Raw genomic sequence first — 12,333 nt, 5'->3', positions numbered from 1 at the left:
CGGCTCTCTCACGATCATGGGACTTCGACAATCACATGATCAACAGAGACCGTGCCCGCCCTACAACCAGGCCCAAAGACTTTGCCGGAACCCTGCCTTGGAAGGGTGGGGGTTTGCCGAGCCAGGTAGGGGATTTCCTGGCGCACCTCGCCCGGTGGCGCACCCGCCCAGGCGCACACCTCGGGCCGGGCGGACACGGCGCCGTTGCCGTGACCACCCGGGTCCGGGGCGGGACCGCAAAAGGTCCACTGAGGACAAGACAGGCGCAACAACGCTGGTGCGCCTGCCTCGAGTTGAGGGGATCGTGGCGGGCGCAGCGCCGTTGATGCGCCCGACCACGGGGTCACGCGATCGGCCGGTCCGTCGGCGCGATCGGGGCCGGGAGGAAGGCCCGGCCGGTGAGGAAGGCGTCGACGCCGGCGGCGCACGAGCGGCCCTCGGCGATGGCCCACACGATCAGCGACTGGCCGCGGCCCATGTCGCCGGCGACGAAGACGTTGTCGACGCTCGTGCGGAAGTCCTGGTCGCGCGCGACGTTGCCGCGCTGGTCGAGGTCGACGCCGAGGTCCTCCAGCAGGCCCGAGTGCTGCGGGCCGACGAAGCCCATCGCCAGCAGCACGAGCTGCGCGGGCAGCTCGTTCTCGCTCCCCTCGACCGGGACGAACTTGCCGCCCTCGTTGCGCACCTCCACGAGCTTCAGCGCGCGGACGCGGCCGTCGGCGTCGGCCAGGAACTCCTGCGTGTTCACGGAGTACAGGCGCTCGCCGCCCTCTTCGTGGGCCGAGGACACCCGGTAGATCATCGGGTACGTCGGCCACGGGTGCGCGTCCGCGCGGGACTCGGGCGGCCGCGGCATGATCTCCAGCTGAGTCACCGAACGAGCGCCCTGGCGGTGCGACGTGCCGACGCAGTCCGCGCCCGTGTCGCCGCCGCCGATGACCACGACGTCGAGGCCCTCGGCGGAGTACGGCACCGCGTCGAGGTCACCCGAGGCGACGCGGTTGGCCGGCGGCAGGAACTCCATCGCCTGCAGGATCCCGTCGTGTTCGCGGCCGTCGATCGGCAGGTCGCGCCACGCGGTCGCGCCGCCGGCGAGAACCACCGCGTCGTGGTTCGAGCGCAGCTGTTCGACGGTGACGTCCACGCCGACGTTCACCGACGTCCGGAACTCCGTGCCCTCGGCCCGCATCTGGTCGAGCCGGCGGTCGAGGCGGTGCTTCTCCATCTTGAACTCCGGGATGCCGAAGCGCAGCAGCCCGCCGATCTTGTCGGCCCGCTCGTAGACCACCACGCTGTGGCCCGCTCGCGTCAGCTGCTGCGCCGCGGCCAGCCCGGACGGCCCGGAACCGACGACGGCGACCTTCTTGCCCGTCTTCGCCACCGGGATCTGCGGCGTGACCCAGCCTTCGGCGAAGGCCCGGTCGATGATGGAGATCTCGACGCGCTTGATCGTCACCGGGTCGTCGTTGATGCCGAGCACGCACGCGGTCTCGCACGGCGCCGGGCACAGCGTGCCGGTGAACTCCGGGAAGTTGTTGGTCGCGTGCAGCCGCTCGGCCGCCTCGCGCCAGTCTTCCCGCCACACCAGCGTGTTCCACTCGGGAATCAGGTTCCCGAGCGGACAGCCCTGGTGGCAGAACGGAATGCCGCAGTCCATGCACCGCCCGGCCTGCTTCTCCAGCTTGGTCGACGCGAAGTCCTCGTAGACCTCACGCCAGTCCATCAGCCGAAGATCGACCGGACGGCGCTTCGGCTCTTCACGGGTGGTGGTCAGAAAGCCCTTGGGGTCAGCCATGTGCGGCCTCCGTATCTTGTGGGGTACCCACACCCGGTCGGCACTCATGACCGGCTTCGCGATTATCAGCCATGAGCTGCCTCCATGATCGCCTCGTTCACATCGCGCCCGTCCCGCTCGGCCTGAACCTGAGCGGCGAGCACGCGCTTGTAGTCCTTCGGCATGACCTTGCCGAACCGGTCGACGGCGGCGTCCCAGTCGGCGAGCAGCTCGCGCGCGACCGCGGACTCCGTTTCGTTGTAGTGCTTCTCCACGGTCTCGCGCAGGAAGTCGGTGTCGTCGGCGTCGAGCGGGTCGATGTCGACCATCTCCGGGTTCACGCGGTGCGCCGGCAGGTCGAGCACGTAGGCGATGCCGCCGGACATGCCGGCCGCGAAGTTGCGCCCGATGGCGCCGAGCACCACCACGCGCCCGCCCGTCATGTACTCGCCGCCGTGGTCGCCCACGCCTTCGACGACGGCCAGCGCGCCCGAGTTGCGCACGCAGAACCGTTCGCCGACCTTGCCGCGGATGAAGATCTCGCCGCTCGTGGCGCCGTAGGCGATCACGTTGCCCGCGATGATGTGGTCCTCGGCCGCGAACGAGACCTCCTTGGGCGGCCGCACGATCAGCCGTCCGCCCGAGAGGCCCTTGCCGACGTAGTCGTTGCCGTCGCCGATGAGCCGCAGCGTGATGCCCTTCGGCACGAACGCGCCGAACGACTGGCCCGCGGTACCGGTGAACGTCACGTCGATCGTGTCGTCCGGCAGGCCCTCGCCGCCCCACTTCTTCGTGAGCTCCGAGCCCAGCATCGTGCCGACGGTGCGGTTGACGTTGCGCACCGGCAGCTCCAGCCGCACCTTGTCACCCGAGGAGAGCGCGCCCTCGGCCAGCTGGATCAGCGTGTTGTCGAGCGCCTTGTCGAGCCCGTGGTCCTGCTTCACGACCTGGTGGCGCGCCGCGCGCGGGGCCAGCTCCGGCACGTGGAAGATCGGCGACAGGTCGAGTCCGGCCGCCTTCCAGTGGTCCACGGCCTTGCGCTTGTCGAGCACCTCGGCGCGGCCCACCGCCTCTTCGATCGACCGGAAACCCAGCTCCGCCAGGTACTCCCGCACTTCCTGGGCGATGAACTCGAAGAAGTTCACCACGTACTCGGCCTTGCCGCTGAACTTCTCGCGCAGCTTGGGGTTCTGCGTCGCGACGCCCACGGGGCAGGTGTCGAGGTGGCACACGCGCATCATGATGCAGCCCGAAACCACCAGCGGCGCGGTCGCGAAACCGAACTCCTCGGCACCGAGCAGCGCGGCGATCACGACGTCGCGGCCGGTCTTGAGCTGGCCATCGGTCTGCACCACGATGCGGTCGCGCAGCCGGTTGGCCAGCAGCGTCTGCTGCGTCTCGGCCAGGCCCAGCTCCCACGGTCCGCCCGCGTGCTTGATCGACGACAGCGGCGAGGCACCCGTGCCGCCGTCGTGGCCCGAGATGAGCACCACGTCGGCGTGCGCCTTGGACACGCCCGCCGCGACCGTGCCCACGCCGACCTCGGACACGAGCTTCACGTGGATGCGCGCGGCCGGGTTGGCGTTCTTCAGGTCGTGGATCAGCTGGGCGAGGTCCTCGATCGAGTAGATGTCGTGGTGCGGCGGCGGGGAAATGAGCCCCACGCCCGGCGTCGAGTACCGCGTCTTCGCGATCCACGGGTACACCTTCGCGCCGGGCAGCTGCCCGCCCTCGCCGGGCTTCGCGCCCTGCGCCATCTTGATCTGGATGTCGTCGGCGTTCACGAGGTACTCGCTCGTCACACCGAACCGGCCCGAAGCGACCTGCTTGACCGCGGAGCGGCGCTCGGGGTCGTAGAGCCGTTCGGCGTCCTCGCCGCCCTCGCCGGTGTTGGACTTGCCGCCGAGGCGGTTCATCGCGATCGCCAGCGTCTGGTGCATCTCCATCGAGATCGAGCCGTAGGAGATGGCGCCGGTCGCGAAGCGCTTCACGATCTCGGAGACCGGTTCGACCTCCTCGATCGGCACGGGCGGGCGTTCGCCGGTCTTGAAGTCGAACAGTCCGCGCAGCGTCTGCAGCTTCTCGGACTGGTCGTTGACGGCCTTCGTGTACTCCTTGAAGACCTCGTACTTCCCGCTGCGCGTGGAGTGCTGGAGCTTGAACACGGTCTGCGGGTTGAACAGGTGCGGTTCGCCTTCGCGGCGCCACTGGTAGTCCGAGCCGGTCTCCAGCTCGCGGTGGCTCGCGCGCACACCGTCACCAGGGAACGCACGGCGGTGGCGCTGTTCGACCTCGTCGGCGATCGTGTCGAACCCGACGCCGCCGAGCCGCGAGGTGGTGGCGGTGAAGCAGGTGTCGACGATGTCGGCACCCAGGCCCACGGCCTCGAAGATCTGCGCACCGGTGTAGGACGCGACCGTCGAGACGCCCATCTTGGACATCGTCTTGCGCACGCCCTTGCCGAGCGCCTTGATCAGGTTCGCGGTCGCCTGCTTCGCCGTGACGCCCGGGATCAGGCCCTGGTGGGCCATCTCCTCGACCGTCGCCATCGCGAGGTAGGGGTTGACCGCGGCCGCGCCGTACCCGACGAGCAGCGCGATGTGGTGCACCTCGCGCGCGTCGCCGGCCTCGACGATGAGGCCCACCTGCGTGCGGGTCTTCTCCCGCACGAGGTGGTGGTGCACGGCTCCGGTCAGCAGCAGCGACGGGATGGCCGCGTGGTTCTCGTCGACGCCGCGGTCGGACAGCACGATCAGCCGCGCGCCGTCCTCGATGGCCTCGGACACCTCGGAACGGATCTCGTCGAGCCGCTGCAGGAGCGCTTCGCCGCCGCCGTGGACGTTGTAGCGGCCGAGCACCGTCACGGCCTGGAACTCGGGCAGGTTGCCGTCGTCGTTGACGTGCACGAGCTTGGCGAGCTGGTCGTTGTCCAGCACCGGGAACGGCAGCACGATGCGCCGGCACGACGCCGCGTTGGCCACGAGCAGGTTCGGCTCGGCGCCGACCTGGGTCCCGAGCGCCGTGATGAGCTCTTCGCGGATCGAGTCGAGCGGCGGGTTCGTCACCTGGGCGAAGAGCTGGATGAAGTAGTCGAACAACGGCCGCGAACGCGAAGACAGCGGCGCGAGCGGGGAGTCGTTGCCCATGGAGCCGATCGGCTCCGCGCCGGTGCGGGCCATCGGCTCGAGGATGGCCTCGAGCTCTTCCTCGGTGTAGCCGAAGGACTGCTGGCGCCGCACGAGCGCGGCGTGCAGCGGGACCTCGCGGTCGCGCTCGGGCAGCTCTTCCAGGCGCAGCAGGCCGCCGTCCACCCACTCGTCGTACGGGTGCGCGGTGGCGAGCTGGCCCTTGATCTCCTCGTCCTCGATGATCCGGCCCTCGACCGTGTCCACGAGGAACATGCGGCCCGGCTCCAGCCGGCCCTTGCGCACGATCGTCGACTGGTCCAGCTCCAGCACGCCGACCTCGGAGGCGAGCACGACGAGGCCGTCGTCGGTGACCCAGTAGCGGCCGGGGCGCAGGCCGTTGCGGTCGAGGACCGCGCCGATCTGCGCGCCGTCGGTGAACGCCACCAGCGCCGGTCCGTCCCACGGCTCCATCAGCGTGGAGTGGAACTCGTAGAAGGCCCGCCGGGCGGGGTCCATTTCCTGGTGGTTCTCCCAGGCCTCGGGGATCATCATGAGGACCGAGTGCGGGAGCGAGCGGCCGCCGAGGTGCAGCAGCTCGAGCACCTCGTCGAACGAGGCGGAGTCGCTGGCGCCGCGTGTGATGACCGGGTAGATGCGCTTGAGGTCGCCGGGGATGAGGTCCGTCTCCAGCAGGGCCTCGCGGGCGTCCATCCAGTTGCGGTTGCCCTTGAGCGTGTTGATCTCGCCGTTGTGCGCCACGTAGCGGTACGGGTGGGCGAGCGGCCACGACGGGAAGGTGTTGGTGGAGAAGCGGGAGTGCACGAGGCCGATGGCGCTCGTCACGCGCTCGTCCTGCAGGTCGAGGAAGAACCGCTCGACCTGGTCCTCGGTGAGCATTCCTTTGTAGACGATGGTGCGCGAGGACAGCGACGGGAAATACACGTCGTCGTCCACGAGCTCGTGCTCGGCGCGCTTGCGCACGCAGAAGGCCGACCGCTCGAGCCCGAGGCCGTCGCGGTTGTGCCGGCGCCCGGCGAGGAACAGCTGCGTGAGGTGCGGGCGCGTCTCGGCGGCGGTGGGGCCGCAGTGCGCGGTGTCCACGGGCACCTCGCGCCAGCCGACCACGCGCATGTCCTCCTCGGCGGCGATCCGCTCGATGGTGGTCATGGCCCGGCCGCGGCGCTTCTCGTCGCGGGGCAGGAACGCGGTGCCGACGGCGTACGCGCCCTCTTCGGGCAGCGTGAAGTCCACGACCTCGCGGAAGAACGCGTCGGGTACCTGGATCAGCAGTCCGGCGCCGTCGCCGGTGTCGGGTTCGGCGCCGCGCGCCCCGCGATGCTCCAGGTTCCGCAGTGCGACCAGGGCTTTCGCCACGATCTGATGATCTCGGCGACCGGCGAGATCGGCGACGAAGGCGACTCCGCAGGCGTCGTGCTCATACGCGGGGTCGTACAGACCGGTGGAACCGGCAGTGGAACGGTGGGTCACGGCTGGCCGCCTCCCAAGGCGTTGGCGCGACCGGTACTCACTCCATCGGGTGGTTCGACACTGAACCGGTTAACGAAGTGGTCCGGAACCGCGATGGTCAGTCGAGAAGGAGGGAACCGCCCTAGAAACCGGCTCGGTCGACATCGACCGCGCTGCGGCAGGGGCGGTTCCGGGTGTACAGCCGCACAGCACTGGGCGGCCACAAGTTACGTCAGCGCCGCGTTCTCCGCCAGTGTGATCCTGACGATGGGCGCTGTTGTTCTCGTCGGTGCAGCAGTCCTTCGTTGGTGCAGCGGTTCGCTGCGGCTGCGCACGCGCGGTTCGGTCAGCCTGTGTGGTGGGGGGCCGGCCGGGCGCGTGGTGTTACTCCCGGGTTCGCCGGGTCTTATGACGATAGTGTGAATTCGCTGTGTTCGACATATGTCGTTGCGCCCGGGTGGGAAATGCCACGCTTACGTTGACGGCCCCCGGGGTATGCCCATATGTCGGGCCACGTCTCCCGACCACTGGTCAGTAGCGGCGCTGACCTGCGCAAACACCTGTGCGGGTCGCGGGTTGTGCCGCGGGCGAAGCTGGTTGACTGGACACATGAGGCGAACCGTCGATGGCTGATCGTTATCTCTCCGTGGCGAGCCCGGTACTGCATGAGATCGAGATCAAGCGCTCCCGGTTCCTCTGCGCGCTCGCTCCGGTGGCCGACGAGGCCGCCGCGCGGGCCGTGATCGCGGCCCGGCGCAAGGCCGAACCGGCGGCGCGCCACCACTGCCACGCCTTCGTCCTCGGCCCCGAGGGGCGCACCCAGCGCTCCAGCGACGACGGCGAACCGGCCGGCACCGCGGGCGTCCCCATGCTGGAGGTGCTGCGCCGGCGCGAGGTCACCGACACGGTCGCCGTGGTGTCGCGTCACTTCGGCGGGGTGCTGCTCGGCGCCGGCCGTCTGATCCGCGCGTACGGGCAGGCGGTGTCCGACGCGCTGGACGCCGCGTCCGTGGTCGAGTACCGGCGCCTGCTGCTGTTCGACGTCGAGGTGGACTACACCCGCTCGGGCCGGCTGGAGAACGACCTGCGTGCTTCGTCGTATGTGCTGCACGACACCCGGTTCGAGGCGTCGGCGCATTTCGAGGTCGGCCTGGCGCCCGGCGAGGAACCGGCGTTCGCCGCCTGGCTCGCCGATCTGACCGGCGGGACGGCGGAGGCTGTCGAACTCGGGGAGGAATGGGTGCGTTCCTGACGGACGCCTCCCCCGGGAACCGCCGTGGGGCGCCGGGAATCGCGCTCGGTGCGCGGCCGGCTCAGGCGGCGGTGACCGCCCCGGACGGAGTGGCTTCGTTCAGCGCCACCATCCCGGCCGCGGTCAGCACGGCCAGCACCAGCTCGCCGCACGGCCCTTCGGCCGCGGCCTCGATGAACCCGCGCCGGACGAGCCGGCGGGTGGTGGCCTGGTCGCAGCAGCTCAACCCGTCGACGTACAGGTCTGGCTCGCAGCTGCAGCTGATCTCGGCCCGCCCCGATGCGACGGCTCTCAGGGTGGCCCGCTCGCGGTGGTTCAGCTCACTCGAGTGCTCACTTTGCATCGCGGTGCCTCCTTCCTTCGCTGCTCCAGTAGAACCCGGACCACCGACAGTTTCCGTCGCGACAGGCCCGAAGTCGTGCATTTCACGTGTTCTCTGGGGTGATGTCGAGATTTTCCGGGGTCCCCCTGTGCCGTCCCGAGGACGGCGTGTCTTGAATGGAGGGCGTGCGAATCCTCAGCGACACCGCCACGCTGGCGCTCTACACCACCGACGCGTCGAACTACCGCCACGTGCCGCTCGGCGTGGTGTTGCCGGAGACGGTGGACGACGTGGTCGCCGCCGTCGCGGCGGCGCGTGAGCGCGGGGCGCCGCTGGTGCCGCGCGGCGGGGGCACGAGTGTCGCGGGGAACTCGTGCGGGCCGGGGATCGTGGTCGACACGTCACGGCACGTGCGCGGGGTCGAGTGGATCGATCCCGAAACGCGGCTCGCACGCGTGGCGCCCGGCACGGTGCTCGACGACCTGCAGGCGGTGGCCGCGCCGCACGGGCTGCGGTTCGGGCCTGACCCGTCCACGCACAGCCGTTGCACGATCGGCGGCATGATCGGCAACAACGCCTGCGGTTCGCACTCCGTGGCGTGGGGCCGGACCGTCGACGTCGTGCGTGAGCTCGACGTGCTCCTCTACGACGGCACGCGGCTCACGGTCGGGCCGACGGCGCCGTCCGAAGTGGACGCCCGGGCAGCTCTTCCGGGCACCGAGGGGCGGGTGTTCACCGAGCTGCGTTCGCTGGTGCGGGACAACCTCGCTTTGCTGCGGACGGAACTGTCGAGCTTCTCGCGGCGTGTTTCCGGCTACGGGCTGGAGCACCTGTTGCCGGAGAACGGGTTCGACGTCGCCAAGGCGCTGGTCGGCAGCGAGGGCACGTGTGTGACGGTGCTGGGGGCGACCGTCGCGCTCGCCGAGCTGCCGAAGCACCGCGTGCTGGCGGTGCTGGGTTTCCCGTCGGACATCGACGCGGCCGACGCGGTGCCGGGCATCCTGCCGTGGTCGCCGCTGACCGTCGAGGGCGTGGACGCGGAGCTCGTCGCGATGCTGGAACCCGGCCGGGCGCAGGGACTTCCGCCGGGTGGGGCGTGGCTTTTCGTGGAGCTGGCGGGTTCCTCGCCGGCCGAAGCGGCTTCGCGGGCGCGGGAGCTGGCGGCTTCGCTGGGTGGCGCGCTCACGGGTTCGGTGGTGCTCGACGATCCCGCGGCGCAGCGCCGGTTGTGGCGTATCCGCGAAGAGGGGGCGGGGCTGGCCACGCGGCTGGCCGACGGCGCGGAAGCCTGGCCCGGCTGGGAGGATGCCGCGGTGCCGCCCGAACAGCTCGGCTCGTACCTGCGGAAGTTCAAGGAGCTGATGCGCGAGCACGGCCGTCGCAGCGTGGTCTACGGCCACTACGGCGAGGGCTGTCTGCACTTGCGGCTCGACTTCGACCTGCTGTCCACCCCGGGGAAGGCGCAGTTCCGGACGTTCCTGGAGCAGGCCGCGGATCTCGTCGCCGCGCACGGCGGTTCGCTGTCGGGGGAGCACGGCGACGGGCAGGCGCGTTCGGAGCTGCTGGGCCGGATGTACAGCCCGGAGATGATGGCGTTGTTCGCGCGGTTCAAGGGGATCTTCGACCCGGAGGGCCGGATGAACCCCGGCATCATCGTGGACCCGCGGCCGGTGGACGCCGACCTGCGCGTGCGCCGCGCGCCGCTCGCGCTCGAAGACGTGACGGTGCTCGGCTACCCCGAGGACCGCGGCAGTTTCGGCCAGGCGATGCGGCGGTGCGTCGGCGTCGGGAAGTGCCGCAACACCAGCGGCGGTGGCGTGATGTGCCCGAGTTACCGCGCGACGCGCGAAGAGCGACATTCCACGCGCGGACGCGCACATCTGCTGGCCGAAATGGTGAACGGCGAGGTGATCAAGGACGGCTGGGCGTCCGAGGAGGTCGCCGAGGCGCTCGATCTGTGTCTGTCGTGCAAGGGTTGCCTGTCCGACTGCCCGGTGGACGTCGACATGGCCACCTACAAGGCCGAGTTCCTGCACCAGCACTACCGCGGGCGGCGGCGCCCGGCGTCGCACTACTCGATGGGCTGGCTGCCGATGTGGCTGCGCGCGGTGTCGGTCGCGCCGCGAGTGGCGAACTTCTTCTCTCGCCGCCGCTGGGCCGCCGGCCCGCTGAAGCGGTTGGGTGGCATCGCTGCCGAACGCGACCTGCCCACGTTTGCCACCGTGCCATTCACGCGGGCCCGTCGCGACTTGCGCCGCTGGGCGACGGGTGAGCGGCGGGTGGTGCTGTGGCCGGACTCGTTCAACAACTACCTCACGCCGGACGTGCTCGAAGCCGCGACCGAGGTGCTCACGGCGGCCGGGTACGACGTGGTCCTGCCCGACCGCGGTGTCTGCTGTGGACTGACGTGGGTGTCGACGGGCCAGCTGGACGTGGCGAAGCGCGTGCTGCAGCGGACGTTGACGGTGCTGCGACCGTATCTCGAAGCCGGCTACGAGGTGGCGGGTCTGGAGCCGAGCTGCACGGCGCTGTTCCGGGGTGACCTGGCGGCCTTGCTGCCCGGCGATCCCGTCGGCGAGCTGCTGGCCTCGCGGACCCGGACGTTCGCCGAGCTGCTGGCCGACGCGCCGAAGCCGCTGGAGGTGTCGCTCGACGTCGAGACGATCACGCAGGTCCACTGCCACCAGCACGCCGTGCTCGGCTTCGCCGCCGACGAAGCGGCCATGGCGGCGGCGGGCGTGCGCAACACGACGCTGGACTCGGGGTGCTGCGGGCTGGCCGGGAACTTCGGGTTCGAGAAGGGGCACTACGAGGTGTCCAAGGCCGTGGCGGAGGACCGCTTGCTGCCGGCGGTGCGGGAGGCCGCGGAGTCCACTGTGGTGTTGTCCGACGGGTTCAGCTGCCGGACGCAGATCGCGCAGGAGTCGGGCCGGCAGGCGGTGCACCTGGCGGAGTTGCTGCGGCGGGCGTTGCGTTAGGCAGTGGAGCAAGGCACTGGCGGCGGGCCGGCCCGGGTGGGCCGGTCGAACTCGGCCTCGGCGCCGGTGGGCCGGAGCGACGTCATGATCTCGGCCGTCGAGGCACGATCGTGGGCGGCACACGGCTTTATTCCTCGGCACGTCGAGCCGGTGACAGCCGGGCAGCGTCTCGGCCGTCGTGTCCTTTGCCGCAGGTCGCGCGACGGGTTCCCCGCTTAAGCTTGGGTCGCTGGAATCCCTTGTCGCGCAACAGAAGAAGGTTCTCATGAACTCCGCCCGTCGCGTGGGCCTCGTTCTCGCGGCGGCGCTGGCCGCGGTGACCGTGGTGGTGTCGCCCGCGAACGCCGAGCCGGCCAAGAGCTGCACGGAGGTCGACCTCCCGGTGACCGCCGACCTCGTCGTGGCGGCCCAGGTGCACGGCACCTACTGCACGCCGGCCGGGCGGCAGCCGCGGACCGTGCAGCTGCTCGTCCACGGTGCGACTTACGACCGGCACTACTGGGACGAGGCGTTCGACGTCCCCGCCGCCGCGGCCGCGGACGGCTACGCCACCCTCGCGATCGACAAGCTCGGCTACGGCGAGTCGGCTCACCTGCCGTCCGTGCTGATCACCGCGGAGACTGAGTCGGCCGTGCTGCACCAGGTGATCACGGCCCTGCGCCACGGCGCCGTCGGCGGGCACGCGTACGACCGCGTCGCGCTCGTCGGCCACTCACTCGGCTCCATCGAGACCATGGCGGAGGCCGGCACCTACCGCGACGTCGACTACCTCGTCCTCACCGGCATGACCCATCACCTGTCGCCGGACATCCTCGCGCAGACCTTCACCCGGCATCTCTACCCGGCCGTCCTCGACGCCCAGGTCGGCCCCACCGCCGGCCTCGACGCGGGCCTGCTCACGACCCTGCCGGGCCACCGCCGCACCCTCTTCGACGGCGACAACGCCAGTGCCTCCGCCGTCGCCCGCGACGAGGCCACGAAGTCGGTCCTCTCCGCCACCGAGGCCGACGGCGCGGTGCAAGCCCTCAGTGTCCTGCCCGCCACCAACTCCTTCGCCGTCACCGCCCCCGTCCTCATCGCAAACGGCGCCGCCGACACCCTCTTCTGCGCCGGTGCCCTCGGCCACCCCTGCACCACGGCCGCCGCCATCACCCAGGCCGAGCGCGGCTTCTTCCCCTCCGCCGCGTCCTTCACCGCCGCCGCCATCCCGGGCGCCGCGCACTCCCTCACTCTCAGCCCCGCCGCCGCGCTGGCCACCAGCACCATCGACAGCTGGCTCACCACGCAGGGCGCCTGATCCGCCGCACTGACTCGGTCAGCCGACGCCGAGGTTGCACCGCAGCCGGGACGGGGACCAGGGGTCGCTCGCGGCGCTCAGCGGTGGCTGGTTGCCGCAGTTCCCCGCGGGCGGT

General features: G+C 70.6%; 6 protein-coding genes. 3 read left to right on the top strand and 3 right to left on the bottom strand.

All coding sequences use genetic code 11. The features are described 5' to 3' along the window. Positions 1–343 precede the first annotated feature (343 nt). Positions 344–1,795, bottom strand: coding sequence for a glutamate synthase subunit beta (locus tag ABZU76_RS39375; protein ID WP_354879588.1), 1,452 nt, complete (start codon positions 1,793–1,795; stop codon positions 344–346). Between the two features lie 65 nt (positions 1,796–1,860). Then, entirely contained in the window at positions 1,861–6,390 is a 4,530-nt protein-coding gene (gltB, locus tag ABZU76_RS39370) for a glutamate synthase large subunit (RefSeq protein WP_354879585.1), read from the bottom strand. Positions 6,391–6,994: 604 nt separating this feature from the next. Here gltB and ABZU76_RS39365 point away from each other — a divergent pair. Further along, positions 6,995–7,621: a YigZ family protein gene (locus ABZU76_RS39365; RefSeq protein ID WP_354879582.1), complete on the top strand. Its 627-nt coding sequence runs from the start codon at positions 6,995–6,997 to the stop codon at positions 7,619–7,621. A gap of 61 nt (positions 7,622–7,682) precedes the next feature. On the opposite strand, the gene ABZU76_RS39360 is transcribed toward ABZU76_RS39365, so the two are convergent. Continuing rightward, positions 7,683–7,964, bottom strand: coding sequence for a hypothetical protein (locus ABZU76_RS39360; RefSeq protein WP_220243147.1), 282 nt, complete (start codon positions 7,962–7,964; stop codon positions 7,683–7,685). 164 nt (positions 7,965–8,128) lie between these two features. Here ABZU76_RS39360 and ABZU76_RS39355 point away from each other — a divergent pair, with 164 nt between their 5' ends. Further along, positions 8,129–10,921: an FAD-binding and (Fe-S)-binding domain-containing protein gene (locus tag ABZU76_RS39355; protein WP_354879579.1), complete on the top strand. Its 2,793-nt coding sequence runs from the start codon at positions 8,129–8,131 to the stop codon at positions 10,919–10,921. 265 nt (positions 10,922–11,186) lie between these two features. Further along, positions 11,187–12,218, top strand: coding sequence for an alpha/beta fold hydrolase (locus ABZU76_RS39350; protein ID WP_354879576.1), 1,032 nt, complete (start codon positions 11,187–11,189; stop codon positions 12,216–12,218). The last annotated feature ends 115 nt before the right edge of the window (positions 12,219–12,333 follow it).

Source organism: Amycolatopsis sp. NPDC005232 (genome assembly GCF_040607795.1).
Taxonomy (GTDB): domain Bacteria; phylum Actinomycetota; class Actinomycetes; order Mycobacteriales; family Pseudonocardiaceae; genus Amycolatopsis.
Note: the sequence above shows the minus strand (reverse complement) of the source record. Positions and strands in the feature narration are given on the sequence as shown.